Here is a 26,084-nt window from a genome sequence, read left to right as displayed (position 1 = left end):
GGACCAGATGGACCCCAAGCCCCCCGACTCCGACGATCAGGTCGCCGCCGTCACCGCGGCGATCCGCGCGCTGGACACCCCCGCGCCCGCGTCGCTGCGCGCTGCCGTGGAAGCGGCCGCGGGGGAGGCGGAGGAGCGGCAGGGGGCGACCGGCGACGCGCGCGGCCGGGAGCGGCCCGACGCCGGCGACCCGCGCGGCGGCGCCCGCGGCGACACCGGCAGCGCGCGCGGGCGCGGCGCGCTGCGCGGCTGGCTCGAAGGCCTGCGCCCGCGCACGCTCGTCGCCGCCGGCGGAGCGATTGCGGCGGTGCTCGCGGTCGTGCTCGTGATCGCGATCGGCGGCGGCAGCAGCGGCAGCGCCGCGCCGACGGTCGCGGATCTCGCCGGCGTCGCGCTGGACACGCCGACGCAGTCGGCCCCCGCCGCGCTGCCGGGCGGCAAGCTCGACGCCGCCGTGCAGAGCGTCTCGTTCCCGGACTGGTCGACCTGGGACGGCGGCCCGGGCGGCGGCTGGCAGGCGACCGGCGCGCGCAGCGACAGCCTCGACGGCCGCGACGTGCAGACGGTCTTCTACAGAAACGCGGAGGGCGAGCAGATCGGCTACTCGATCGCCGACGGCGAGAAGCTCCCGGTCGGTGACGGCCGCTGGGCGCGACGCAACGGCGTGCCGATGTGGATCTACGACGTCAACGGCCACACCGCAGTCATGTGGTACCGCGACGGCCTCACCTGCGTCGTCTCCGGCAGAGGCGTCGACGCGACGACGCTCCAGGCCCTCGCCGGCTCGCATCCGGCCTGAGCCGCAAGCCGGGATCTTGATGGTTCGCAGCTCCGCGCGAAGCCCGCGAACGCGCCTGATCCACCCATGGATGGAGCGATCCCGCCTGTAGGTGGAGGGGTACCGCCTCGGGGTGGTGTTCACGACGGGCGTACGGTCGTAGGTTCGTCGGTCCCACGGAACGGCGGGGCGGCGGCCTGGACGTGACCGGAACGATCCGGTTGCGCGCCGACGCGCCGGTCCGTGGGCTTGGCGACGTGACCGATGTGGCGAAATACCAGCGGGCTCTGGCGGTAGCGATGAAGCGTCATCGTGAGGACCGCGGGCGCTCGCAGTACGACGTCGCCGACGCCACCGGGATCACGCAGGATTCGCTGTCCGCTTGGGAGACGCACCGGCATTGGCCGCGCGTCGACCTGCTGCTGAAGTGGTGTCACGCGCTCGACATCGCGCCGTCGGCGCTGCATGCGGCAGCCGAGACGATCGCGCGCGGGTGGGACGCCGACGACGGCGGCGGTCGGCCCGCTCCCATTCGTTGAACGCCCGACCCGCCCTCAAAACACGCGACCTACCCAATTTGCCGGTTTATTGCGGTTGAAAGTTGACAGGAACGTTCCGGTCGCGCTAGGAATTGTCCGTCGGGTCTGACCCGACACGCGGTCCAGCCTGCTGCCGGCGCCATCCCCCTCGGCGCCGGCAGCCGCGGCCCGCCCGGTCAGCGACAGGACACCCTCCAGCGCATCCCGATGAGTTTCGCGGGTGGGTCGGGTCCGAGGCAGCAGCACCGGACCCGAACCGGAGGATCGACATGAGCCTGCCCGACGTCACGACCCGCGGCGAGTGGCTGACCGCCCGCAAGCGCCTGCTGGTGAAGGAGAAGGAGCTGACGCGCCAGCGCGACGCGCTCAACGCCGAACGCCGCCGGCTGCCGATGGTCGAGATCACGACGCCCTACAGGTTCGAGGGGCCCGACGGCGCAGCGAGTCTGCTCGACCTGTTCGAGGGCCGCCGCCAGCTGATCGTCGGCCACTTCATGTTCGACCCGAGCTGGACCGACGGCTGCACCAGTTGCAGCGCCGGCGCCGACGAGATGTCGGACGGGCTGCGCGCCCACCTGCACACGCGCGACACGACGATGGCGTATGTCTCCCGCGCCCCGCTGGCGAGAATCGAGGACTACAAGCGGCGTAAGGGCTGGACGTTCCCGTGGTACTCGTCCTACGGCAGCGACTTCAACTACGACTTCCACGTCACGATCGACGAGTCGAAGGCGCCGCTGGAATACAACTACCGCGACCGCGCCGCGTGGGAGCAGCTCGACACCGACTTCCCGTTCGGCGACCAGCCGATGGAGATGCCGGGATCGAGCTACTTCCTGCGCGACGGCGAGCGCGTCTTCCACACCTATTCGAGCTATGCCCGCGGCGCGGAGCAGACCGGTGGCTCCTACTACTTCCTCGACCTCACCGCGCTCGGGCGCCAGGAGGAGTGGGAGGAGCCGAAGGGCCGCGCCGCCAAGGCGCGCGCGGCCCAGCCCCGCTTCGACTGACTACGTCGCCGGGCACCCCGTTCTCGACGGCCCGGCAACGCTCCCGTCGGGCATCAGCGTGTTGCAGAAGGTCGCGCCGGTCGTGTCCGCGCCGGTGAGTCTCGCCCCGATCAGTGCAGTCTCGGTGAGGTTCGCGCCGCGCAGGTCGGCGCCGCGCAGGTCCGCAGCGATCAAGTTCGACTGCGAGAAGTTCGCCCCTGCCAGCGTTGCTCTGCGCAGGTCGGCGCTGTCGAAGACGCTGCTGCGACCGTCCGCACCGGACAGGTCTGCGCCGCGCGCATCGGCTCCGGCCGCGACCGTCAGCCCGAGTGAGACGTTGCGCATCGACGCGCCGCGGAGATCGGTCCCGACGACCGACGTGCCGCCGAGGCGGGCGTTGTCGAAGTTCGCTCTGCGCGCGTCGGCGAACGCCATGTCGCCGAGCTGGAAGTTGACGCCGCGGACGTCAGCGCCGCGCAGCTTCGAGTAGGCGAGGAAGCCGCCCTGCAACGAGACGCCGCGCAGCCGCGCGCCTGCGCAGTCGCTGTACGCCTGCACGACGCAGTCACGCACCTTCGTCCCGGAGGCGACCTGCGTGCCATGCTCGAGCGCGTAGACCGCCGGGTACAGCGGGCTCGACGCCGGCAGCAGCACCGCTCTCGCACCGGCCGGCGGCGTCAGGCCGTGCTGGCCGGGGCAGAGTCCTCTGCGCGGGGCTCTGACGCTGCCGTCCGGCATCAGCGTCTTGCAGAAGATCGCGCCCTTCAGCTTCGCGCCGGCCATTCTCGCGCCGCTGAGGTCGGCGTTGGAGAGGTTCGCCCCGCGCAGGTCCGCGCCGCGCATGTCGGTGCCGTTGACGTCGGAGTCGGAGACGTTCATCCCGCGCATGTCGGCGCCGCGCAGGTCCGAGCCGACGATCGCGCCGAAGTTGAGGTCGGCGCCGCGCAGGTCGACGCCGCGCATGTCGGCCTCGGTGAAGCCGGCGAACGTCAGCTTCGTGTCCGACAGGTTCGCGCCGCGCAGCTTCGCGTGGACCGGCGCGGTGCCGACGAGGTTCGCGCCACCGAAGTTCGCCGCCGTGAAGTTCGCGTGCGTCAGCATCCCGCCGGACAGCGAGCTGCCGGCGAAGTTCGCTCTGGCGAAGTTCCCGAACGGGACGAACGCACCGGTGAGGTTCTGTCTGGCGAGCTGCGCCCCGGCGCACGACGCCTCGGGGATGAACGTGCAGCCGGCGATCGTGTCCCCGATGCCGATCGATCTCGCGCTCTGCGCGCTGATCAGCAACCAGTAGGGGTTGCCCGGCGGGACGCTGATCGATCTCGGGGCGGCGGCGGAGGCGGTGCAGACGAAGGCGGACGCGGCGAGCAGGGCGCCGGCGGCGACCGCGGTACAGCGGCGGAGAAGGGCGTTGGTGTCCATGCTCGACAGCCTCGCCCTCCCCAGCGACGCGCACATCCGTAGTGGACTACTGGTCTTGCACGCTCGCGACTACGGCAGCCGCAGCAGCCGCTCCGCGTTGAGGTGCGCGATCTTCGACTTGTCGGCCTCGCTGATCGGCGCCTCCTCGATCAGCGCGCGCCCCTTCGTGTGCTTGACGCTGAAGGGGTAGTCGGCCGAGTACATGATCCGGTCGGCGCCCAGCGTCTGCAACGTCAGCAGCAGCGGCGGGATCGTCTCCAGCCCCGCGGGCGTGACGTGGAAGCGCGTCGCGAAGACCTCCGCGGGCGCGGTTCTGAGATGTCTCGTCATGCGGCTGAAGCGCTCCTCGATCCGCCCCAGGTAGAACGGGACCAGCTCGCCCCAGTGGCCGAGGATCACGTCGAGCGACGGGTGGCGGTCGAAGACGCCGTTGAGGACCATCCGCAACGCGTGGCCGCCGGTCTCGACGTGCCAGCCCCAACCGGACGTCGCGAACACCTGCGACAGCCGCGCGGCGTCGTCGCCGGCCGCGTCGAGGTCGGAGTAGTACGCCTCCTTGACGGCCGCCGGCGGCGGCGCGGGGTGCAGGTACAGCGGCACGCCGAGGTCGGTCGACATCCGCAGCAGCGGGTCGAAGCGGGGATGGTCGAGCCAGCCGCCGGCGACCTGTCCGTGCACCATCGCGCCGACGAAGCCGTGCTGCTCGACGCAGCGCTTCAGCTCGGCCGCGGCGGCGTCGGGGTCGATCGTCGGGACGGTCGCCCAGCCGGCGAAGCGGGTCGGGTGCGACGCGATCGCCGCCGCCAGCTCGTCGTTGGCCTCGGTCGCCGCCGCGACCGCGCGCGCCGGGTCCGCGAGCTGCGCGCCCGGCGCGTGGTGCGACAGCACCTGCACGTCGACCCCGGCCGCGTCCATCGCCGCGATCCGGACCGAGCCGATCTCCAGCATCCGCTCGACGATCTCGTCGGGCCGGTCGCTCGGGCGCGCCCCGCCCGCCGCGCCGGCGGCCGCACGCAGCGCGTGCAGCCCCGGCGTCAGCGCGTGCTCCTCGAGCGCGATGTAGCGCCGCTCACTCATGCGTCGGTCTCCACGCCGCAAGGACGAGCCCCAAGGGCGAGTCCTTCCGATCGAACCCGAGGCCGCGGGCCGAGCGGTTCGGCGCGCTCATGCGCTCTCGTAGAGCTTGGTCATGACGAACTCGCGGTGCCCGAGCACCTCGGCCGCGGTCAGCCGGCCGTTGACGGTGCTGGCGACGTTCGCCGCCAGCAGGTCGTGCGCCTGGCCCAGGTCGATTTCACGTGCGAGCAATCCCTTGACGTCCACGTCGACATGCTCGCTCATCGTCGCCGCGGTCGTCGGGTTGCCCGTGATCTTGATGACCGGCTCGATCGGGTTGCCGATGATGTTGCCCTGGCCCGTCGGGAAGATGTGCAGCACCGCGCCGCCGGCCGCCATCAGCGTGATGAACTCGGCGGCCGCGGAGGAGGAGTCCATGAACCACAGGCCTCTGGTGTCCGCGTCCGGCGCCTCGGCCTTGTCGAGCACCCCGACGACCGGCTTGGTGCCCGTCTTCTGGATGTTGCCGAGCGCCTTCTCCTCGATCGTGGTGAGGCCGCCGGCGATGTTGCCCTGCGTCGGCTGCGAGCCGAACAGGTCGGCCCCCTGCGCCTCGATGAAGCCGACGTATCTGCCGTAGACGTCGAGGAACTGCTCGCGCAGCTCGGGCGTCGCCATGCGGTCGGCGATCAGGTGCTCGCCGCCGGTCAGCTCGGAGGTCTCGCCGAACAGGACCGTGCCGCCCGCGTCGATCACGTCGTCGACGACGGTTGCGACCGTCGGGCACGAGGCGAGGCCCGTCGTCGTGTCCGACTCGCCGCACTTGATCGAGACGACCAGCTCGCCCAGCTCGATCGGCTCGCGCGCCAGCTCGGAGGCGTCCTGCAGGAACTGCGCGGCGACGCGCGAGGCGTTCGCGACCGTCTGCAGGTCGCCGTTGCCCTCGATCGCGAACCAGGCGACGGGCTTGCCGGTGGCGGCGATCCCGTCGGCGATCTTGCGCGTCCAGTTCTCCTCGATCCCGATCACGATCGCGGCCGCGACGTTGGCGTTCGAGCCGGTGCCGATCAGCGTGCGGAAGTGCAGCTCGAGGTCGCGGCCGTACTGCAGCCGGCCGTAGGCGTGGGGGAGGGCGAGGACGCCCTTGATCTGGCCCGCGACCGCCTCGCAGGCGGCGTTGGAGATGTCGTCGACCGGGAGGATCACGACGTGGTTGCGGACGCCGACCGTGCCGTTGGCGCGGCGGTAGCCCGTCAGTCCCTGGATGCTCATGCCCACCGTGCGCTTCTGAGGTTGTGCGTGTGAACGTAGTCGCCGACCGCGATGCCCTGGTCGGTCTTGCCGATCGCGATGCCGTACTTGATCACGGTGCCCGCGGCGGGCACGTCCGCGATCGCGATCTTGTGGCCGAGCGGCACCGCCGCATTCGCGCCCACCTCAACCGTCGAATCGTCCTCCATCACGACGCCGACGACCGTCTCGCCGGCCTCGATGGCGGACGTCGCAACGCCGACGTGATCGCCGCGGTTGTGGATCAGGAACTTGTGCATCGGCCTCTCTCGCATCGAAGAAGTTCTCTTGGACTACCAAGCTATCAATGTGGTATACCATACTTATTCGGTCGAGATGGCCGTGTAAGTCGAGAATTCCGCCCCCTCCCTCCAGAGATCTCTTGACCGGCAACGCATCCCCCCAACCCGAGCCGACGCCGCGCAGCGTCGGGTCGGCGCCCGCCCCGGCGCCCGCCGAGGTGCCGCTGATCATGGCCCGCGGCCTCACCGTCAGATACCAGCGCGCGCGTCAGAGAGACGAGCTGACCGCGCTCTCCGGCGTCGACCTCGACATCAGGAGAGGCGAGTTCGTCGCGATCGTCGGCCCGTCGGGTTGCGGCAAGACGACCTTCCTGAACGTCGTCGCCGGGCTCGTCAAGCCGGCCTCCGGCTGGATCGAGATCAACGGCAGAGAGGTCGAGGGCCCCGGCCCCGATCGCGCGATGGTGTTCCAGGACTATGCGCTGATGCCGTGGCGGACGGTCGAGTCCAACGTCAGATTCGGGCTTCAGTTCCAAGCCCGCAAGACGGGCGTCAGCCGCGATCAGGTGAAGCAGAAGATCGCCGAGGTGATCGAGCTGGTCGGCCTGTCGGGCTTCGAGCGCTCGTTCCCGTACGAGCTGTCGGGCGGCATGCGCCAGCGCGTCGGGATCGCCCGCGCGCTCGTCGGCGACCCGCAGATCCTGCTGGCGGACGAGCCGCTCGGCGCCGTCGACGCGCTCACGCGCGAGGCGATGCAGGGGGAGTTGGAGCGGATCATCGCCGCGACCGGCAACACCGTCGTGCTGATCACGCACTCGATCGACGAGGCGATCTCGCTGGCGGACCGGCTCGTCGTCGTCTCCCACCGTCCCGGCCGTGTCTTGGAGATCGTCGACGTGAACCTGCCGCGACCGCGCTCGGAGTACGACGTCAAGGACGCGCCCGGCTACCGTGAATTGCGCGAGCACGTCTGGAGCCTGCTGCGCGACGAGGCGCTCGGCGCCAGGCCGCTGGTGAAGCCGTGAAGCGCCTCAGACGCTTTCACATGCCCGAGTCGCGGGCGGCCCGCTGGGGCCTGATGGTGCTGAACCTGGCGATCTTCTTCGGGATCTGGCAGTACGTCGCCGCGCACGGGATCATCAACCCGCTCTTCTTCCCCAAGCCCACCGACATAGTCACGGCGATGAAGGACGGCTTCTCCGACGGGACGCTCGGAACGGCGCTGTGGTGGAGCATGAGATATTTCGCGATCGGCATGATCGCGGCGGCGGTCGTCGGGATCCCGGTCGGCCTGCTGATGGGCGCGAGCCCCGCGGCCTACGCGCTGCTGAGCCCCTACGTGTGGGCGATGTCGTCGCTGCCGCGCGTGGCGATCACGCCGCTGCTGATCCTGATCCTCGGCTTCTCCGCCTGGGCGGAGCTGACGCTGATCTTCCTGTCGGCGCTGTTCCCGATCATCATCAACTGCATGGCGGGTCCCAAGACCGTGGACTCGTCGCTGCTGCGCGCCGGCCGCGTGTTCGGCGCCAATAGATTTGAGATGTACTTGAGAGTCGTCTTCCCGTACACGTTGCCCTTCATCGTCGCCGGCCTCAACCAGGGGCTCACGCGCGGACTGGTCGGCATGGTGATCGCCGAGATCTTCGGCGGCAACAACGGGCTCGGGTACGTCATCCAACGTGCCGGTGAGCAGTTCGACTCACCGTTGCTGTACGCGGCGCTGATGCTGCTCGTGATCGTCTCACTCACGCTTGTGCAGGTGTTGCGCGTGCTCGAAGCACGGGTCGCCCCGTGGCGCAGCCAAGCGGTCGAAGCGTAGGTCGCAGGTCCGTAGGTACGTCGTCCCCGCACGTCCCCGTTCCCGTCGCAAATCAATTCATTCGGAGGAACAGTCACATGCAGGCATTGATAGGCCGGCGGCTGCGCGTCGCGGCCAGCCTGGCACTGGTCGGGTCGGCGCTCGTCTTCGGCGCGTGCGGAAGCGACGACGACAGCGGCTCGACCGCTGCGTCGACCAGCGCCGCGGGCACCACGGAGGCGACCGCGCCCGCCGGCGGCAAGCTGACGATCGGCATGAACAGCCCGACCTACTCGACGCAGATGGTGACGTTCGTCGCGAAGGACAAGGGCTTCTTCAGAGACGCCGGGATCGACGACGTCGAGGTGATCACCTCCGACGACTACATCCCGGGCCTGATCGGCGGCTCGCTCAACATCACGCAGGGCGACACCGACCAGCTGCTGCTGGCGGCGCTCAGAAGCCCCAAGAGAATCAAGCTGATCGCCAACTACCGCTCGAAGGAGTTCCAGAAGCTGGCGGTCGCGAAGGGCATCGACTCCGCCGCCGACCTGAAGGGCAAGACGGTCACCGGCGGCGACCGCGGCGGGCGCAACGAGGCTGTCGTCAAGCAGATGCTGACGTCGCTGGGCGTCGACCCGAGAGACGTCAAGCTGGTCCCGTTCGGCGGCGGCTCCGACGACCGTCTGCAGGCGCTGCTCGCCAACAAGGTGCAGGCGACCAACCTCTTCCCGCGTCACGACAACGCGCTGAGAGAGGGCGGCGGCAAGTTCCTCTACAGCAGACTCGTCGACGTCCCGCAGGAGTCGATCGCGGCGACCGAGGACTACATCGCCGACAACCCGGAGCTGATCGACGGTTACCTTACGGCCACTCAGAGAGCCCGCTCGTACATCGCGGACCCTGCGAACGCCGACGAGGTCATAAGAATCATGAGAGACAACAGATTCGAGATCACGCAGGACTTCATCGACACCTTCCCGGAGGAGGTCGAGCAGATCAGCCCCGACGGCGGCTTCTCGGTCAGAGCGATGGACGACCTGATCACCGAAGAGCAGAGACTCGACCTGCTGCCGGCGGATCTGAATTGGCGCGAGTTCTTCGACCTCGCGCCGCTGTGGAGAGTGCAGAGAGCGCTCGGCCTGCCGGAGAGCCCGGCCGCCGCCGAGATGCAGGGCTGATCCGATGAGCGATGCGACACGACAGGTCGCGGTGGTCGGCTCGCGCTACGCCGACCTCGCGATCGAGGAGGAGGTCCTCGCCGGGCTGGGCGTCGAGCTGACGCGCGGCTGGGGCGGCGACGCCGACGAGCTGGTCGCGGTCGCCGGCGACGCCGAGGTGATCGTCGCCGGCTCCGCGCCGCGCTTCGACGCGGCGGTGCTGCAGCGGCTGTCGTGTCGCGGGATCGTGCGCGCGGGCGCCGGGGTCGAGACGGTCGACCTCGACGCCGCGCGCGCCGCAGGGATCTGGGTCGCACGCGTGCCCGACGCCGGCACCGAGGCGGTCGCGCTGCACGCGCTGACGCTGGTGCTGGCGGGGTTGCGGCGGCTGACGGAGGCCGACCGCCACGTGCGCGGCGGCGGCTGGGGGATCGCGGGGCTGCGGCCGCTGCACCTGCCGTCGGCGCTGACCGCGGGCGTCGTCGGCTACGGCCGGATCGGGCGCCGGGTCGCGTCGCTGCTGGCCGGGGTCGGGTTCAGCGTGGTGGTGTTCGATCCGGTGGCGGGAGCGGCCGACGATCCTCAGATCAGGAAGGCCGACTCCTTGGAAGATCTGCTCCGCGCCAGCGACGTGATCACGCTGCACGCGCCCGGCAACGCCGACGGCAGCGCACTGATCGGCGCGGCCGAGTTGGGACTGCTGCGCGAGCGTGCGCTGCTCGTCAACACCGCGCGCGGATCCTTGATCGATCTGGACGCGCTCGTGGCCGCATTGGGTGACGATCGCGGCCTCACGGCGGCACTTGACGTCTTCCCCGTCGAGCCGCTGGCAATCGACTTCCCCGCAACAGTCGCCGACCGTCTCATACTGACGCCGCACATGTCGTGGTACACGGAGGAGAGCGAAGTGCTGCAACGTCGTGGCGCGGCCGAGGAGGCCGCGCGGTTGCTGCGCGGGGAGCGTCCGCGCGAGGTCGTCGCCGAACCGCTCGGCCTGCGGCCTGGGGTTCGGTCCGAAGAACTCGCCCAGCGGGCTCCTTCTGCCGGCGTCGAGGGCAAGTCGTGAGTCGCTCGCTCGGCGATCTCACCAGCCCCGCCGTCGCCGCGGCGATCGCGCGCTCGCCGATCGCGGTGCTGCCGGTCGGGTCGATCGAGCAGCACGGTCCGCACCTGCCGTGCGCGACCGACACGCTGGCGGCCGAGCTGGTCTCCGAAGTCCTCGCCGAGCGGCTCGACGCGCTCAACGTCCCGCTCGGCCCCTACGGCGTGACGCCGTTGCACCGTGGTCGCCCCGGCACCGTCTCGCTGCGCCGCGCGACGTTCGAGGCGCTCGTGCGCGACGTCGGCGAGGAGCTCGTCGCGATGGGCGTCGAGACGCTCGTGTGGGTCAACTGGCACGAGGGCAACAGCGCGGCGCTGGAAGCCGTCGGCGCCGAGTTGCAGCGCGAGCACGGCGTCACCGCGGTGCTCGCGCAGGCCTGTTACACCGCCCAGCGCGTCTACGCCGGCGACGGCGGCGAGCTGACGCACGGCGGCTCGATCGAGACGCTCGCCGTGCTCGCCGCCGCGCCCGACCTGCTGCGGCTGGACGGCGTCGCGGCGAGCGAGCGCTCCGAGCGCGGCTTCGCGGTCGACGCGATGCGGCGCGGGCGCGAGGTGCACGGCTTCGTCACCGACGTCGCGGAGCTGGATCCCGCCGGCTGGTACGGCGATCCGCACTGGGCCACGCCGCAGCGCGCCTCGGCCTTCGCGGCGACGCTCGCCGACGACCTCGCGCGCCAGGTGCGCGCGGTGCTGGATGTCTCACAAGGCCACGAGAGTGGCGTCATGCACGAGAAGAGGAACGATCAAGATGGGTGAGAAGATCGGGCTCGCGCCGGTCGGCCTGGGTCGCTGGGCGAAGGTGCTGACGCGCGGCATCCAGCGCGGCGACGCCGTCGAGCTGGTCAGCTGCTTCAGCCGCGACGAGGCCCGCCGCACCGCCTTCCAGGAGGAGTTCGGCGTGCCCAACGCGGCGTCGAGCTTCGAGCAGCTGCTCGCCGATCCGGCCGTCGAGGGGATCATCGTCACGACGCCGAACGACACGCATCGCGAGCTGATCGTGCAGGCGCTGGAGGCCGGCAAGGGCGTCTACGTCGACAAGCCGATCGCCCACACGCTGCAGGACGCGGCCGAGATCGCCGCCGTCGCCGAGCGCACCGGCAAGGTGCTCGCGGTCGGCCATTCCGCCCGCCGCCTCGCCGGCTCGCGCGAGCAGAAGGCGTGGATCGAGGACGGCCGTCTCGGCGACGTGTCGCTGGCGGAGGCGAACTTCTCCAACGAGCGCGGCCTCGAGCTGACGACCGACACGTGGCGCTACTTCAGCGACCGCAGCCCCGGTGGCACGATGATTCAGCTCGGTGTCCATCACGCTGACAACCTGCAGTACCTGCTCGGGCCGGTCAGATCGGTCAGCGCGCACGCGCGCCGGCTGTTCACGAGAGCCGAGGTCCCGGACGCCGTGATGGCGATCCTCGAGTTCGAGAGCGGTGCCCTGGGCTACATCGGCTGCGGCTGGGCGTCGCCGGGCGTCTACACGCTCAACCTGCAGGGCACGAAGGCGAACCTGCGCTACGACCTCGACTTCACGCACTGGCACGAGTCGCACGAGGCCGACGCGCACTCGACGCTGCTGTCGCAGGGCTACGGCGAGTCCGAGCGCACGCCGCTGACGCTCGCGCCGACGGACATGTTCCGCGAGCAGCTGGAGGAGTTCGGCCGCGCGATCCGCGGCGAGGCGACGGTCGAGGTCGGCGCGCGCGAGGCGACGCGGGCGCTGGCGGTCGTGCACGCGTCGCTGCTGTCGTCCGAGCGCAACGGCCAGGCGGTCGAGCTGGCCGAGGTGCTCGAGGGAGCGGGCGCGGCGATCGCATGATCGCGGGATCCCTCGACGAGCTCGCGTTCCGCGAGCTGCCCGGACGGCGAGCGGCCGATCCGCTCCCGGACGCGGCCGCGCACGGTGTCACCGTGCGCGTCGTCGAGGTCTCCGAGCAGCGCCGCAGCCCGCACGTGCATCCGGCGTGCGCGGAGCTGATCCACGTGCTGAGCGGAGCCGGCGAGCACTGGCAGGCCGGCGAGCGGCGGTCGCTGCGCGTGGGCGACGTGGTGGTGGTGCCGGCGGGCGTCGCGCACGTGACGCTCGCGGCCCCCGTCGCCCCGGCGACCCCGCTGCGCCTGCTGTGCGTCTTCCCGGCGGAGGGGATGCCCCAGACGCTCGAGCTGGACGGGGAGGAGGTGCGGTTCGGTGAGCGTCAGAGCTGACCAGGTCGGTGATGAGCGCGCGGCCGCGAGCGTCGAAGCGGCCGGCGTCGCGCCCGAGCGCGCGGCGACTGCCGGCGACGCCGCCGCCGAGCCCTCTCAGGGCGCGCTGCACAACCGCATCGAGCGGCATGTGCGCGCGATGATCGAGACCGGCGAGGTGTCGCCGGGCGAGCGGCTGCCGACGGAGCGCGAGCTGGCGGAGCGGCTCGGCGTCAGCCGCATGCCGATCCGCGAGGCGATCCGCACGCTGTCGGCGCAGGGCCTGGTGGAGGTGCGCGGCCGCCGCGGCATGTTCGTCGCGCCGCGCAACGTCGATGCGACGGTCGAGCAGCTGACGACGGTGATGATGCGCCAGCGCGCCGCGCTCGACGAGCTGCTGGCCGTGCGCCGCCTGCTGGAGCCGGCCTCGGCGCAGTGGGCCGCCGCACGCGCCGACGAGGCGGGGATCGCCCGCCTGCGCAGCATCGTCGCCCGGATGGAGGCGGCGAGCGCCGTCGAGCCGCCCGACTACGACGCCCTGCGCGCCTGCGACACCGAGCTGCACGTCGAGCTGGCCGTCTGCTCGGGCAACGCCGTCCTGCGCAGGATCCTGGAGGCGATCCAGGACCTCCACGACGAGCAGATCGTCACCACCCAGCGCTACCGCGGCCGCCTGCGCCAGACGCTCGACGACCACCGCCGCCTGGTCGACGCGATCGCCGCGCGCGACCCGATCGCAGCCCACGACCTGATGCTGGAGCACCTTGCCCGCACCGAGGTCGCGGCGCACGGGCGTATCGACGGCGACGCGGGGCGGTGAGCGTGTCGGGTGCCGCGTTCAGCGGTCCTGCCGGTGGAGTCGTGCCGCCGGTCGGGCGCGAGCGGTTCGGATCGGAGCGATCCGCCGCGTCTCGCGTACTACGCTCTTGAGCGTGTTCGCTACCCCTCCCGCCTGACGAGAGCGCTTGCCATGTCGGCGAATGAGCCCGCGGCGCGCTCCGGACACCGGCCCGACGACGACGTCGAAGGCCGCGTCCGCGCGCGACTGCGGGAGCTGCGCCTGCAGCGTTCGCTGACGCTCGCGGAGGTCGCCGCGGAGGCCGGCATGGACACGTCGATGCTGAGCCGCCTCGAATCCGGCGCCCGCCGCCTCACGCTCGCTCACCTGCCGTCGCTCGCGCGCGCCCTCGGCGTGCCGACCGACGAACTGCTGGCGGCGCGTGCACCGGCACCGGCGCGGCCGTCGCGACCGGACACCGCGAGACCGTGGAGATCGCCCAACGGCGTGACGTTCGTGCCGGTGGGGAAGGAGGCGGCCGGTGGGATGCTCACCTGCCGCATCCTGCTGCCGGCCCACCTGCGCGAGCGCGATCCCAACCCGCGCGTCCACGCCGGCCACGAGTGGCTGCACGTCCTGAGCGGTCGCTTGCGGCTCGTGCTCGGCGACGAGGAGCGCGTGCTGATGCCGGGCGAGGCGGCCCAGTTCAGCACCTGGACACCGCACTGGTCCGGCGTGGTGGACGAACCGGTCGAGCTGCTCGCGACGTTCCAGTCCTGAGCGGGCGGCGCTGAGCGATCCGCTGTCGGGCTAACAGCGCGTCCGCGTCGTCCACTTCCCGAGCACGGCTCTGCGCTTGGACCCCTTGCGCCCGTATGAGGTCGCGCGGGTCGGGTACGCCTCGCCGCCGTCGACGAGCCATGCGAGGCGGACGGGCAGGCGCAGCGCCTTCGGCGCCGCGTGCGTGCGCAGCGTCATGCGCTCGCCGCCCGCGAAGGCCAGCTGGATGCTGCGCGCGCCTCTGTCGACCGCGAACGCGACCTTGCGGATCGTTCTGTCGCCCGCGCTGGCTCTCGCGAGCGCCACGAAGATGCCTCTGCACGTGACGGCGTGGAGGGTGAAGCCGTCGGCGGAACGACCGGCCATGCACGCAGTCGAGGCGTTGCCGAACGACTGGCCGCCGGGATCCCAGCTGTGGTCGGCCACGAGGCAGAGCGACGGGATGCCGCCGATCGCGTCGCGTCTGGCGCGGACCTGCCAGGGGAAGCCGCTGCCGTCGGGCGCGGTGTTGCCCGAGGCGACGGTCAGCTCCGGGCCGGCCGCTGCCAGCGCCGGGCTGCCGGCAATGGCCAGTGCCGGGCCGACGGTGACGAGTCCGATCAGGACGGCGAGCAGGCGAAATCGAGAGGTCATCGCACCGTCCTACCCGCCGCGGCGGCGATGAGAATCGGCGCATGCGCAGATCCCAGTCACGATGACCCTCGACGACAGCCGCGTCGCGACGCGGCTCCCGGCGCGGGATCTGGAGCGGGCGCGCGCGTTCTATTCGGCTGTGAGCGCCGCGACGGCCGCCTCGGCTGCATTGACGAGCCGCTCGCGCTCGATCCCGGCGTGCCCGAGCACCTCGATCCCGCGCGCGACCGCCAGCAGCAGGTCGGCGGCGGTCTGCGGATCGACCTCGGCGGCGATCGTGCCGTCGGTCTGGCCGCGCACGACGCGCGCTCGCAGCATCGCGGAGATGTCGTCGAAGGCCGCGTTGACGCGCTGCGAGACGGGATCGTCGCGACCGGACAGCTCCGCCGTGGCGCTCGTCAGCAGGCAGCTGGGCGAGCCGTCGCTGCTGCCGGCGGCGGCGTCCGCCATGTACGTGCGCAGTTCTTCGATCGCCGGGGCGCCGGAGTGGTCGAGCGCCTGCCCCTCGCCGGGCGTGTAGTACTGATCGAGCGCGGCGAGGTAGAGGCCGTGCTTGCTGCCGAAGGCACCGTAGAGGCTGCCCTTGCCGAGGCCGGTCGCCTGCGTCAGCTCCTGCAGCGACGCGCCGGCGTAACCGTGACGGCGGAAGACGCCGGCGGCGGCGCGCAGGACGCGCTGCTCGTCAAACTCGCGAGGTCGGGCCATGGCCACGGATGTTAGCGGTTCGTTACCGGGCGGTACGAAACATCCGGGCGGACGCCGCGCCGACTTTCCGCCGTGCTTCGTGGGTCGCCGATCGTCCAGGCGGCTAGTTCCCGTCGCCGCCACCAGCCTCGTCCGCCGGTCTCGGAGCGGTCTCCAACGCTCTCACGCGGATCTGCAGTTCTCTGACGTCGATCACGAGGCCGCCGACGGTGTCGTTCAATCTCGCGTACTGGGAGTTGAGGGTGTCGATGCTGCCCTGGAGTCTCTGGATGTCACCCTGGTTGACCGCGACGCCGGCTCTGTTGGCGTTCGCCTCGCGCTGGAGCGAGCGGCGGGCGCGGGCGGCGGCGGAGGCGCCGGATCTCAGGCGCGCGATGACGTCCTCGGCGGATCTCGTGTCGTTCTGCAGCTCTCCCTGGACCGACGCGACGGCTGCTCTCACCTGTCGCTCGACCGCAGCAGTCACTCTGACGTCGTCGTTGGTGTCGTTCTTGGCGCCGATCGCAAAGATCATGGCGACGATCGCGACGACCACGCCGATGCCGCCGATCGCCAGTGCCCACAGGCTCTTGGGGTCCGTTCTTCTGCTGTCCTGATCCACGATGCTCCCTCGGCCGGTTGCGGTGCGCGACGTCTTGTGGCGCGTAGTTTCCCGCAATCGCTCGGCGGCGTTGGCCGGATGAGCGCGGCGGCGCCCGCGCTTAGCGTGGCCGGCCATGAACACGCTCGAGCTTGCCCGCCTCCAGTTCGGGGTCACGACGCTCTTCCACTTCATCTTCGTGCCGCTCAGCATCGGGCTCGCCGCATGGGTGGCGTTGTGCCAGACGCGCTATCACCGCACCGGCGACGAGACCTATCTCCGGATGACCAGATTCTGGGGCAAGCTGATGCTGATCTCGCTCGCGATCGGCGTCGTCACGGGCATCGTGCAGGAGTTCCAGTTCGGCATGAACTGGTCGCGCTACTCGCGCTACGTCGGCGACGTCTTCGGCGCACCGCTGGCGATGGAGGGGCTCGCCGCCTTCTTCCTCGAATCGACCTTCCTCGGACTCTGGATCTTCGGCTGGGGCAAGCTCTCGCCGCGCGTCCACCTCGCCTGCGTCTGGGCGCTCGCGTTCGGCAGCGCACTGTCCGCCTACTTCATCCTCGCGGCCAATTCATGGATGCAGCACCCGGTCGGCTATGAACTCAACGAGGTGACCGGCCGCGCCGAGATGACCTCGATCTGGCACGTGCTGACCAACAACACCGCCCTCTACGCGCTCACGCACACGCTGCTCGGCGCCGCCACCACGGCCGGCGCGGTCGTGCTCGGCGTCTGCGCCTGGCGGATGCTGCGCCGCGACGCCGACCCGGTCTGGTCGCGCTCGGCGCGCCTCGCGCTGCCGATCGTGCTCGTCGCCGCCTTCGGGACCGCCGTCTCCGGCCACTTCCAGGGCATGCTGATGGAGGATCAGCAGCCGATGAAGATGGCCGCTGCCGAGGCCCAGTTCGAGACCAAGCAGCCGGCCTCGTTCTCGCTCTTCGCGACCGGCGACTTCTCGCACAACCCCGGCAGAACCACATTCGACCTGCGGATCCCGCACGCGCTCTCGATCCTCGCGACGGGCACGTGGAACGGCAAGGTCGAGGGGATCGACGAGATCCAGCGCCAGGAGCAGGCGAAGTACGGCCCCGGCGACTACACGCCGATCGTCGCCGTCACCTACTGGAGCTTCCGCCTGATGGTCGGCGCCGGCTCGCTGCTGATCCTGCTCGCGCTGCTCGGCGTCTGGCTGATGCGACGCGCCGGGCGACTGGAGGGCAGCCGCTGGTACCTGCGCGCGGCACTCGCCGGCGCGGCGCTGCCGACGCTCGCCAACCTCAGCGGCTGGGTCTTCACCGAGATGGGCCGCCAGCCGTGGGTCGTCTACGGCCTGCTGCGCACCAGCGACGCCAACTCACCGCGCGTCGGCGCCTTCTCGTTGATCGTGACGATCGTCGGCTTCACGCTGCTGTACGGCGTGCTCGCGGCGATCGGCGGGTGGCTGTTCTGCAAGGAGGTGCGCCACGGGGCGCCGCCGCCGCGGCCTGACGGGGAAGCCGGGCCCGACGGCCCGGACGGCTCCGCTGACGACGACGGCACCGCCCGTCGCACCGACTCCGACGACCTCGCTCTCGCCTACTAGGAGCCTGCCCGATGCATCGCGATCCAACCTTCCTGCAGACCCTCTGGTTCGTCCTGATCGGCGTCCTCTGGGTCGGCTACTTCGTGCTCGAGGGCTTCGACTTCGGCGTCGGCATGCTGCTGCGCGCGATCGGCCGCACGACCTCCGAGAAGCGCGCCCTGGTCCACACGATCGGGCCCGTCTGGGACGGCAACGAGGTCTGGCTGCTCGTCGCCGGCGGCGCCACCTTCGCGGCCTTCCCGGGCTGGTACGCGTCGCTCTTCTCCGGCGCCTACCTCGCGCTCTTCCTCGTGCTCGCCGGCCTGATCGCGCGCGGCGTCGCGTTCGAGTTCTGGGGCAAGCACGACACGCCGCGCTGGCGTGCGACGTGGGAGTGGGCCGCGGCGGTCGGCTCGTTCGTGCCGGCGCTGCTGTGGGGCGTCGCGTGGGCCAACATCGTCCGTGGGATCCCGCTCAACGCCGAGCACGACATGACCGGCTCGCTGCTGACGCTGCTGAACCCGTATGCGCTGCTCGGCGGCCTGACGACGCTCGCGCTGTTCGTCGCGCACGGGGCGATCTTCCTGACGCTGCGGCTCGAAGACGAGCTGCTGGAGCGCGCCGCGCGGATCGCGCGCGTCGCTGCGCCGGTGGCGGGCGTGCTGCTGACCGTCTTCCTCGGCTGGACCGTGTTCGGGCTCGACGGCGGGGTCTCGGCGGTGCCGCTGGTGCTGGCTGTCGCGGCGGTGGGGCTGGCGGCGGCGGTGCCGTTGACGGCGCGTCGTGAGCGCTGGGCGCTCGCCTTCGGCCTCTCAGCCGGCGCGATCGCGCTGCTCGTCTGCGTGTTCTTCGCGCAGCTGTTCCCCAACGCGCTGCCGTCGACCACGAGCGCCGCCTTCGACCTGACGCTGCGCGAGGCCTCGTCGACCTCGTACACGTTGACGGTGATGACGGTCGTCGCGGTTCTGTTCGTGCCGCTCGTCGTCGCCTACCAGGCGTGGACCTACTGGGTCTTCCGCGCGCGGATCGGGGTTGCCGACTTCGAGCAGGTCAAGAGCCCGATCGACCTCGTCGCGAAGGTGACCGGTGGGACGCCGGGCGGGGGCAAGAGCGGCGGCGCCGGAGGGGGCGCGGCCGGCGGACGCGGGGCCGGTGGTGCCGGGGGCGGTGCGGCCGGCCCCGCCACGCCGGGGGCGTGAGCGCGATGGCCGCCCCGATCGACCCGCGCCTGCTGCGTGCCAGCGGCGCGGCGCGCCGTCACCTCGGCGCGAGCGCGGCGCTCGCGCTCGTCGCCGCGCTGCTGACGGTCGCGCAGGCGGTCCTGCTCGCGACCGTGATCGAGCGGGTCTTCCTGCGCGACGCCGCGCTCGCGGACGTGGCCCCGGAGCTGATCGCGCTCGTCGCGGCGATGGCGGGCCGGGCGTGCGTCGCCGGTGCCTTCGAGTGGGCCGGCCGGCGCGGTGCCGTGCGCGTGATGAGCGATCTGCGCGAGCGGCTCGCGCGCGCGTTGCTGGTGACGCGGCCGCTGCGCCCGCGCGAGCGCAGCGGCGAGCTGGCGACGACGGCCGTGCAGGGCGTCGATGCGCTGGAGGCCTACCTCGCCGGCTACGTGCCGCAGCTGATGCTCGCGTCCGCGGTGCCGGTGGTCGTGCTCGGCTGGATCGCGCTGCACGACCTCGTCGCGGCGCTGCTGCTGGCGTTCACCGTGCCGCTGCTGATCGTCTTCATGGTGCTGGTCGGCCGCTCCGCGCAGGCGGCGACGCGGCAGCGCCTGGCCGCGCTGTCGCTGCTGGGCGCGCACTTCCTCGACGTCGTGCGCGGGCTGGAGACGCTGCGCGCGCACGGCCGCGACGGCGCGCAGCAGGAGGCGCTCGGCCGCGTCGGGGAGCGCTATCGCGTCGAGACGATGGCGACGCTGCGGATCGCGTTCATGTCGGCGCTCGTGCTGGAGCTGGTCGCGATGCTCGGCACCGCGCTGGTGGCCGTGACGGTCGGGATCCAGCTGGTCGACGGCTCGCTCGCGTTCGGCGCCGGCCTCGCAGTCCTGCTGCTCGCGCCCGAGCTGTACGCGCCGCTGCGCGAGGTCGGCCGCCAGTACCACGCCGCCGCCGACGGGCTCGCGGCGGCGGAGCGGATCTTCGAGGTGATCGAGGGGGAGCAGGAGGTCGTGGTCGTTCCGACTCGACTCCGAACTGCAGCCGATCCTGGACGTGAAGCGATCGAGTTCGACCGCGTGAGCTTCGCCTACCCGGCACGCGCGGGACTCGTCCTCGACGACCTCTCCCTGACGCTCGCCCCGGGCCGGCTGACCGCGCTCGTCGGTGCGAGCGGGGCGGGCAAGTCGACGGTCGCGGCGCTGCTGCTGCGGCTGGTCGAGCCGTCGGGCGGGGCGATCCGCTGCGGCGGCGTCGACCTGCGCGAGATCGACATGGACACGTGGCGCGCGCAGCTCGCGTGGGTGCCGCAGCGGACGCGGATCTTCGACGGCACGATCGCCGACAACGTGCGGCTGGCCGATCCCGACGCGTCCGACGAGCGCGTCGCCGCGGCGCTGGAGCAGGCGGGCGCCGCGCGGTTCGTGAGCGCGCTGCCGGACGGCGCCGCGACGCGCGTCGGCGAGCGCGGGCGGCGGCTGTCGGCCGGGGAGGCCCAGCGGATCGCGGTCGCGCGCGCGTTCGTGCGCGACGCCCCGTTGCTGATCCTCGACGAGCCGACCGCCCACCTCGACGGCGCGACCGCCGCGGCCCTCGACGACGCCCTGATCCGCCTCGCCGCCGGACGCACGACCCTGCTGATCGCGCATCGTCCGCAGCTGGCGGCGCGCGCCGACGTGCGCATCGCCCTCGCGGGTGGGCGGGCCGACGACGAGCGCGAGCCGGGCGCGGCGCGCACGCCGGCGCCCGGCACGAGCGCGTCGACGCAGCACGACGACGCCGCGACCGCCGGAGCGGCGGCATGAGCGCGCTGACGCAGCTCGGCGGCAGCGCGAGCGCAGCGCGCGGCCGCTTCGCCCCGCTGATCGCGATCGTCCGCCTCGCCCCTCCCGGCCGCGGCCGCCTCGCGGCCTCGATCGCGCTCGGAGCCGGCGCCGTCCTGTCCGGGATCGCGCTGCTGGCGACGAGCGGGTACCTGATCAGCCGCGCCGCCGAGCATCCGCCGGTGCTGACGCTGATGGTCGCGATCGTCGCCGTGCGCTTCTTCGGGATCTCGCGTGCGCTGCTGCGCTACTACGAGCGCGTCGTCTCGCACGACCTCGCCTTCCGCGTGCTCGCCGACCTGCGCCGCAAGACCTTCGCTCGGCTCGCCCCGCTCGTTCCCGGCGACATCGGCGGCCTCGGTGCGGGTGACCTGCTGAGCCGCTTCGTCGCCGACGTCGACACGCTCCAGCACCTCTACCTGCGCGCGCTCGCTCCGCCCGCCGTCGCGCTCGTCGTCGTGCTCGCGGCGAGCGGCGCGGCCGTCGCGCTCGTCCCGCTCGCGGGCGTCGCGCTGTTCGTCGCGCTGCTGCTGGCGGCGACGGTCGCGCCGTTCGTGACCGCGCGTGCGGCGGCCGGAGCGGGGCGGCGCCAGGCGGCCGCGCGCGCCGAGCTGACGGCCGAGCTGTTGGAGGCGATCGAGGGCGGGGCGGAGCTCGCCGTCGCCGGTCGCGCGGACGAGCGTCGCGCCCGCCTGCGCGCGGCCGACGCCCGCCTGGCGCGGCTCGCGCGCGGGGACGCCGCGGCCAGCGCGATCGCCGTCGCGCTCGGCGGCCTGCTGGCGGCTCTCGGCGTCGTCGGCGTGCTCGCGATCGGCATCCCGGCGGTTCACGACGGCCGGCTCGACGGCGTGCTGCTGGCGGCGCTCGTGCTGCTCGCGCTCGCGTCGTTCGAGGGCGTCGCGCCGCTTGGCGAGGCCGCGCGCCGTCTGCATGCCTGCGCCGAGGCGGCCGCTCGGATCGACGCGATCACGACCCCCGCGCCGTCCGTCGCCGATCCGGCGGACCCGATCCCGCTTCCGCCGACGGGCGACCTGGTGGTCGAGCGCGTGACGCTGCGCTACGGGCGCGAGGCTGCCGCGCGAGGCGAGCGTGAGCGAGCCGAGCCGGCCCACGCCCCCTGCGGCGCCTGCGCCCTCGCCGGCGGCTGCGGCGAAGGCGCCGCGCAAGCCTCGACGGCGATCCTGCGCAACGCCTCGCTGCGGCTCGTCCCCGGCGAGCGGGTCGTGCTGACGGGCGCCAGCGGCGCCGGCAAGACGACGCTCGTGCGGCTGCTTGCGCGGCTGCACGATCCCGACGCCGGCAGCGTGACGCTCGGCGGCGTCGACCTGCGCGCGGCAGCGCAGGCGGACGTGCGCGCGCAGGTGCTCGCGATCGCGCAGGACGCGCGCATCTTCACGACGACACTGCGCGAGAACGTGCTGCTCGCGCGTCGCGACGCGAGCGACGCGGAGATCGTCGAGGCGTTGACCGACGCCGGCCTCGGTGACTGGCTCGCGACCCTGCCGGACGGACTCGCGACCGTGTTGGGGGAGGACGGCGCGCTCGTCTCCGGCGGGGAGCGTCAGCGGGTCCTGCTCGCGCGCGCCCTGCTCTCCGACGCCCGCTTCCTCGTGCTCGACGAGCCGACCTCCCACCTCGATCCGGCCACCGCCCGCGCCGTCATGCGCGACATCGACCGCGCCGCCGGCGACCGCGGCGTCCTGATCGTCACCCACGACCCCGCCGTCGTCGCCCGCGCCGACCGCACGCTCGAACTGCGCGGCGGGCGGGTCGTGTGAGCTGACCGGCTTTCCCACTGGTGCTTGGAGGCTGGGGTTCGCCGGGCATGTTGAGGTCGAGTACGAGGATGTGGGGGTGGTGGCGCGGACGGCGCGCATGGCGGCTCCGTAGTTCCCCGCCGCACGACACGCAGCGCACACCGATGGCGGCGCGAGCTCGGGAACGTAGCCTCGCTGCATGTTCCAAGTCACGCCATCCACCGATCGCCCAGCGGGTCGTCCGGATCACGGAGTCGGCGACGCCGCACTCTGGTCCGCTGGGCCTGCCGCCTTGCGTGCGAGCGCCGCGGCGGCTGGTTCCGCCGCCCGCCACGTCGTGATCGCGGGTGGCGGCATCGCGGCGGTCGAGACGCTGCTTGCGTTGCGGGCGCTGCCCGGCGGCGACGGGCTCGACGTGACCGTCGTGGCGCCCGGGTCCGAGCTGGTCTATCGGCCGCTGTCGGTCGGGGAGCCGTTCGGCGGGCCGCTGCTGCGCCGCTATCCGCTCGACGAGATCTGCGCCGACCGCGGCGCTCGCTTCGTGCAGGCGGCCGCCGTCGCGGTCGACGGCGACATGCGCACCGTCACGACCAGCGCCGGCGACACGCTCCACTACGACGCGCTCGTGCTCGCGACCGGCGCCTGCGCCGACGTGGGCCTGCCCAACGCCGTCACGTTCTTCGCCGACACCGACACCGACGGCATGCGCTGGATCGTGCGCGAGCTGGAGGACCACACGCTGCGCTCGATCGCGTTCGTCGTGCAGCCCGGCAGCGGCTGGCCGCTGCCGCTCTACGAGCTGGCGCTGATGACCGCGCACCACGCCGCGACGGTCGGCGCCGGCGACGTCGAGATCACGCTCGTCACGCCCGAGGACGCGCCGCTGGGGGTCTTCCAGGGCGCGGGCAGCGCGGCCGTCGCGCGGCTGCTGGACGACGCCGGGATCCGCGTCGAGACGAGCACCTACGCGCACGGCTACGACGGCGCACAACTGCTTCTGACTCCCGGCGACCGTCGCCTGACAGCCGATCGCGTCGTCGCGCTCCCGGTGCTCAGCGGCCCGGCGATCGACGGCCTGCCGCTCGACCGCGACGGGTTCGTCCGTGTCGACGACCACGGTCGCGTCCCCGGCCTCGGAGGCGTCTACGCGATCGGCGACGCGAGCAGCTTCCCGATCAAGCAGGGCGGTCTCGCGACGCAGCAGGCCGACGCGGTCGCGGAGCTGATCGTGGGAAACGGCGATCGCACCAACGCTCCGCAGGCGCACCTGCGCGCGATGCTGCTGACCGGCGGCGAGCCGCTCTACCTGATGGCGACGCTCGGCGCCGTCGGCCATGCCACGTCGAGCGCGTCGCGCCAGTGCCCGTGGTGGCCGCCGCACAAGATCGCCGCGCGTCATCTCGCGCCATACCTCGCGGATCGCGAGCCGCGGATTCTCACGACGACTGGAGCCGCCCATGCCTGATCGCCTGCATCGTCCCGACGGGAAGCCGCCGCGCGTCGTCGTCGTGGGCGGCGGGGTCGCGGCGCTGGAGACCGTGCTGGCGTTGCGGGCGTTGGCGGGGATGCGCGTCGAGGTCGAGCTGATCGCTCCGGACGACGAGCTGCGCTATCCGCCGCTGGAGGTGATCGAGCCGTTCGGGCTGACGCCGCCGCGGGTCGACCTGACCGACGCGCTCGACACGCTCGGGGTGCTGCACCGGCGCGAGCGCGTGACCGCGGTGCACCTGCAGGAGCAGTGCGTGACGACCTCGCAGGGGACGATCGTCCCGTACGAGGCGCTCGTGCTGGCGATCGGAGCCCGCGCCCTGCCGCCGCCGGCCGGGGCGCTCACGTTCGGCGGGCCGAACGGACGACGGCAGCTGCAGGCGCTGCTGGACGACTCCGTCGCCGGCCTCGTCGAGCAGATCCTCTTCGCCGTGCCGCTCGGCGCCGCCTGGCCGCTGCCGCTCTACGAGCTGGCGACGCTGACGGTGCAGCGACTGCGCTCGCTCGGCAGCGGCAGCACCGCCGTCTCGATCGTCACGCCCGAGCGCGTGCCGCTGGAGCTGTTCGGCGGCCGCGCGAGCGGTCACGTGCGCGAGCAGCTCGACGCGCTCGGGATCGCCTTCAACGGCGGCGGCCACGTCGCGGAGATCCTGCGCGGCGAGGCGCGGATCGCGCCCGGCGGCGAGCTGCTGCCCGCCGACCGCGTCGTGACGATGCCGACGCTGCGCGGGCCCGCGCTGCCGGGCGTGCCGCACGACGCCGACGGCTTCATCCCCGTCGACCGTCACGGCGCGGTGACCGGCGCGTACGGGGTCTACGCCGCCGGTGACGCGACCGATCAGCCGATCAAGCAGGGCGGCCTCGCAACCCAGCAGGCGGACGCGATCGCCAGCGCGATCGCCGCCCGCGCTGGCGCGGCGGTCACACCCGAGCCGTTCGCGGGCGTGCTGCGCGGGATGCTGCTGACCGCCGGCGCCCCGCGCTACCTGGAGGCCGACAGGAGTGGCCGCAGCGCCCCGACGGGCAGTCCGACTCCGCTGTGGTGGCCGCCGACGAAGGTCGCCGGCCGCTACCTCGCGCCGTTCCTGGCCCAGCAGCTCGCGGGGAGCGCGATCGCGTCGGATCTGAACCCACCGGAGATGTGGCGCGACGGCTCGATCCCGTGCGAGGTCACGCTGCCGGTGTTATGACGGTCTCGCCGCGCGCGAGCGCGGCTCGGCGGCGGGACCGCCCGGCGCCGGCACCGTCGCCGTGATCGTCGTGCCGCCGCCCGGCGACGACTCCACCGTCAGCGTCCCGCCCGCGAGCGTGACCCGTTCGCGCATGCCGATCAGGCCGAAGCCGTCGCTGGCGGCGTCGGGGTCGAAGCCGCGGCCGTCGTCGCTGACGACGACCTCGATCAGCTCGTCGCGCTCCGCCACGCGGACGCTCACGCGCGTCGCGCCGGCGTGCTTGGCGACGTTCGTCAGCGCCTCCTGGGTGAGCCGGTAGATCGCGTCCTCGACTGCGGCCGGGTGACGCTGCTCGCTGCGGCCGGCCTCGTAGGCGAGGTCGATCTCCAGCTCGACCTCCAGGCCCGAGGTCGCGGAGATCCGCTCCGCCAGCCCTTCCAGCGCGGACTTCACGCCGAACGCGTCGAGCGCGGCGGGGCGCAGGTCGGTGATCAGCCGGCGCAGGCCGGTGATCTCCGTGTCGATCTGCTCCAGCGCCAGCTCGAGCGTCGCGTGGACCCTGTCGAGGTCGTCGCTGCGGCGCGCCCCGCCGAGCAGCACTCTCAACCCGGCCAGCTCCTGCAGCGTCTCGTCGTGCAGCTCGCGCGCCCACCGCTGGCGCTCCCGCTCGGACGCTTCGATCGAGCGCCGCAGCCCTTCGTCGGCGACGCTCTGCGCGGTCGCCACGGCGGTCGCGGCGCTGGCCGCGAAGCTCTCCAGCAACCGCTCGTCGTCGCGGGTGAACTCGGCGCCCTCGTCACCGCCGCGATCGAACGCGCACAGCACCCCCAGCGCTCGCCCGCGGAAGACCAGCGGCGCGAACAGGCCCGTCTGCGCGTCGACCCGCTTGCCGAGCGCGAAGCGCAGCTCGTCGCGCACGCGCGCGAGGCGCGCGACCTGCCGCGTGCGCATCACCTCGCCGTTGATCGAGCCCTCGATCGGGACCTCGACGCCGAGCAGGTCGTCGCCGAGGCGGCCGGCGACCGCGGCGACGCGCAGGTCAGCACCGTGGCGCAGCAGGATCAGCACGCCGCGCGCCTCCACCAGTGCGCGTGCGC

General features: G+C 72.5%; 26 protein-coding genes. 18 read left to right on the top strand and 8 right to left on the bottom strand.

All coding sequences use genetic code 11. The annotated features are described in order from the left end of the window. Positions 1 to 7 precede the first annotated feature (7 nt). From Q7L65_RS24460 to Q7L65_RS24450, 3 genes are all read left to right on the top strand, one after another. On the top strand, positions 8 to 799 hold the full coding sequence (locus tag Q7L65_RS24460; protein WP_304725442.1) for a hypothetical protein: 792 nt from the start codon (positions 8 to 10) through the stop codon (positions 797 to 799). A gap of 182 nt (positions 800 to 981) precedes the next feature. Next, the gene (locus Q7L65_RS24455; RefSeq protein WP_304725441.1) at positions 982 to 1,317 is read left to right on the top strand and encodes a helix-turn-helix domain-containing protein; all 336 of its coding nucleotides are present in this window, start codon (positions 982 to 984) and stop codon (positions 1,315 to 1,317) included. A 269-nt stretch (positions 1,318 to 1,586) separates the two neighbouring features. Further along, positions 1,587 to 2,327 (top strand): DUF899 domain-containing protein, encoded by a 741-nt coding sequence (locus Q7L65_RS24450; protein WP_304725440.1) that lies wholly within the window; start codon positions 1,587 to 1,589, stop codon positions 2,325 to 2,327. Here Q7L65_RS24450 and Q7L65_RS24445 read toward each other — a convergent pair whose 3' ends face one another. The 4 genes from Q7L65_RS24445 to Q7L65_RS24430 form a co-directional block, all read right to left on the bottom strand. After that, positions 2,328 to 3,725, bottom strand: coding sequence for a pentapeptide repeat-containing protein (locus Q7L65_RS24445; RefSeq protein ID WP_304725436.1), 1,398 nt, complete (start codon positions 3,723 to 3,725; stop codon positions 2,328 to 2,330). Between the two features lie 69 nt (positions 3,726 to 3,794). After that, positions 3,795 to 4,802, bottom strand: a complete 1,008-nt coding sequence (locus Q7L65_RS24440; protein ID WP_304725434.1) for an amidohydrolase family protein — start codon at positions 4,800 to 4,802, stop codon at positions 3,795 to 3,797. Positions 4,803 to 4,889: 87 nt separating this feature from the next. Next, a complete protein-coding gene (locus Q7L65_RS24435) occupies positions 4,890 to 6,053 on the bottom strand; it encodes a UxaA family hydrolase (RefSeq protein WP_304725432.1) in 1,164 nt (387 codons plus the stop codon). Then, the gene (locus Q7L65_RS24430) at positions 6,050 to 6,331 is read right to left on the bottom strand and encodes a UxaA family hydrolase (protein ID WP_304725430.1); all 282 of its coding nucleotides are present in this window, start codon (positions 6,329 to 6,331) and stop codon (positions 6,050 to 6,052) included. The genes Q7L65_RS24435 and Q7L65_RS24430 overlap by 4 nt, the downstream gene beginning before the upstream one ends. Before the next feature lie 122 nt (positions 6,332 to 6,453). Between Q7L65_RS24430 and Q7L65_RS24425 the strand changes: the two genes are divergently transcribed. The 9 genes from Q7L65_RS24425 to Q7L65_RS24385 all read left to right on the top strand — a co-directional run bounded on the left by Q7L65_RS24425 (position 6,454) and on the right by Q7L65_RS24385 (position 14,108). After that, a complete protein-coding gene (locus Q7L65_RS24425) occupies positions 6,454 to 7,338 on the top strand; it encodes an ABC transporter ATP-binding protein (RefSeq protein WP_304725428.1) in 885 nt (294 codons plus the stop codon). Further along, positions 7,335 to 8,132 (top strand): ABC transporter permease, encoded by a 798-nt coding sequence (locus Q7L65_RS24420; protein ID WP_304725426.1) that lies wholly within the window; start codon positions 7,335 to 7,337, stop codon positions 8,130 to 8,132. The genes Q7L65_RS24425 and Q7L65_RS24420 overlap by 4 nt, the downstream gene beginning before the upstream one ends. 77 nt (positions 8,133 to 8,209) lie before the next feature. Beyond that, positions 8,210 to 9,292 (top strand): ABC transporter substrate-binding protein, encoded by a 1,083-nt coding sequence (locus Q7L65_RS24415; RefSeq protein WP_304725424.1) that lies wholly within the window; start codon positions 8,210 to 8,212, stop codon positions 9,290 to 9,292. A gap of 4 nt (positions 9,293 to 9,296) precedes the next feature. Further along, positions 9,297 to 10,337 (top strand): C-terminal binding protein, encoded by a 1,041-nt coding sequence (locus tag Q7L65_RS24410; RefSeq protein WP_304725422.1) that lies wholly within the window; start codon positions 9,297 to 9,299, stop codon positions 10,335 to 10,337. After that, positions 10,334 to 11,131 carry a creatininase family protein gene (locus Q7L65_RS24405; RefSeq protein ID WP_304725419.1) on the top strand — a complete coding sequence of 266 codons (798 nt, stop codon included), beginning with the start codon at positions 10,334 to 10,336 and terminating at the stop codon, positions 11,129 to 11,131. Before Q7L65_RS24410 ends, Q7L65_RS24405 begins: the two co-directional genes overlap by 4 nt. Further along, a complete protein-coding gene (locus tag Q7L65_RS24400; protein WP_304725417.1) occupies positions 11,124 to 12,185 on the top strand; it encodes a Gfo/Idh/MocA family protein in 1,062 nt (353 codons plus the stop codon). Before Q7L65_RS24405 ends, Q7L65_RS24400 begins: the two co-directional genes overlap by 8 nt. After that, entirely contained in the window at positions 12,182 to 12,571 is a 390-nt protein-coding gene (locus Q7L65_RS24395; RefSeq protein ID WP_304725414.1) for a cupin domain-containing protein, read from the top strand. Before Q7L65_RS24400 ends, Q7L65_RS24395 begins: the two co-directional genes overlap by 4 nt. Beyond that, a complete protein-coding gene (locus Q7L65_RS24390; protein ID WP_304725412.1) occupies positions 12,555 to 13,370 on the top strand; it encodes a FadR/GntR family transcriptional regulator in 816 nt (271 codons plus the stop codon). Before Q7L65_RS24395 ends, Q7L65_RS24390 begins: the two co-directional genes overlap by 17 nt. A gap of 150 nt (positions 13,371 to 13,520) precedes the next feature. Further along, a complete protein-coding gene (locus Q7L65_RS24385; protein ID WP_304725410.1) occupies positions 13,521 to 14,108 on the top strand; it encodes a helix-turn-helix domain-containing protein in 588 nt (195 codons plus the stop codon). A 30-nt stretch (positions 14,109 to 14,138) separates the two neighbouring features. Here the strand turns inward: Q7L65_RS24385 and Q7L65_RS24380 are convergent, their stop codons facing one another. From Q7L65_RS24380 to Q7L65_RS24370, 3 genes are all read right to left on the bottom strand, one after another. Further along, on the bottom strand, positions 14,139 to 14,741 hold the full coding sequence (locus Q7L65_RS24380; protein ID WP_304725408.1) for a hypothetical protein: 603 nt from the start codon (positions 14,739 to 14,741) through the stop codon (positions 14,139 to 14,141). Positions 14,742 to 14,870: 129 nt separating this feature from the next. Then, positions 14,871 to 15,446: a TetR/AcrR family transcriptional regulator gene (locus Q7L65_RS24375; protein ID WP_304725406.1), complete on the bottom strand. Its 576-nt coding sequence runs from the start codon at positions 15,444 to 15,446 to the stop codon at positions 14,871 to 14,873. A gap of 103 nt (positions 15,447 to 15,549) precedes the next feature. Continuing rightward, the gene (locus Q7L65_RS24370) at positions 15,550 to 16,047 is read right to left on the bottom strand and encodes a hypothetical protein (RefSeq protein ID WP_304725403.1); all 498 of its coding nucleotides are present in this window, start codon (positions 16,045 to 16,047) and stop codon (positions 15,550 to 15,552) included. Positions 16,048 to 16,162: 115 nt separating this feature from the next. On the opposite strand from Q7L65_RS24370, the gene Q7L65_RS24365 reads away from it, so the two are divergent. From Q7L65_RS24365 to Q7L65_RS24340, 6 genes are all read left to right on the top strand, one after another. Continuing rightward, positions 16,163 to 17,614, top strand: a complete 1,452-nt coding sequence (locus Q7L65_RS24365) for a cytochrome ubiquinol oxidase subunit I (RefSeq protein WP_304725401.1) — start codon at positions 16,163 to 16,165, stop codon at positions 17,612 to 17,614. Between the two features lie 11 nt (positions 17,615 to 17,625). Further along, positions 17,626 to 18,792, top strand: a complete 1,167-nt coding sequence (gene cydB, locus Q7L65_RS24360) for a cytochrome d ubiquinol oxidase subunit II (protein WP_304725398.1) — start codon at positions 17,626 to 17,628, stop codon at positions 18,790 to 18,792. A gap of 5 nt (positions 18,793 to 18,797) precedes the next feature. Beyond that, positions 18,798 to 20,552 (top strand): thiol reductant ABC exporter subunit CydD, encoded by a 1,755-nt coding sequence (gene cydD / locus Q7L65_RS24355; RefSeq protein WP_304725396.1) that lies wholly within the window; start codon positions 18,798 to 18,800, stop codon positions 20,550 to 20,552. After that, on the top strand, positions 20,549 to 22,348 hold the full coding sequence (gene cydC / locus Q7L65_RS24350) for a thiol reductant ABC exporter subunit CydC (RefSeq protein ID WP_304725394.1): 1,800 nt from the start codon (positions 20,549 to 20,551) through the stop codon (positions 22,346 to 22,348). Before cydD ends, cydC begins: the two co-directional genes overlap by 4 nt. A gap of 271 nt (positions 22,349 to 22,619) precedes the next feature. Next, complete coding sequence (locus tag Q7L65_RS24345) at positions 22,620 to 23,792, top strand: NAD(P)/FAD-dependent oxidoreductase (protein ID WP_304725392.1); 1,173 nt, start codon at positions 22,620 to 22,622, stop codon at positions 23,790 to 23,792. Continuing rightward, the gene (locus tag Q7L65_RS24340; protein ID WP_304725390.1) at positions 23,785 to 25,005 is read left to right on the top strand and encodes an FAD-dependent oxidoreductase; all 1,221 of its coding nucleotides are present in this window, start codon (positions 23,785 to 23,787) and stop codon (positions 25,003 to 25,005) included. Before Q7L65_RS24345 ends, Q7L65_RS24340 begins: the two co-directional genes overlap by 8 nt. Here the strand turns inward: Q7L65_RS24340 and Q7L65_RS24335 are convergent. Continuing rightward, on the bottom strand, positions 25,000 to 26,084 hold a 1,085-nt coding region (locus Q7L65_RS24335; protein ID WP_304725387.1), incomplete at its 5' end, for a GAF domain-containing sensor histidine kinase. The genes Q7L65_RS24340 and Q7L65_RS24335 overlap by 6 nt on opposite strands.

This window comes from Conexibacter sp. CPCC 206217, assembly GCF_030646165.1.
Classification (GTDB): Bacteria; Actinomycetota; Thermoleophilia; order Solirubrobacterales; family Solirubrobacteraceae; genus Conexibacter.
This window is presented reverse-complemented; position numbering and strand designations above follow the sequence as displayed.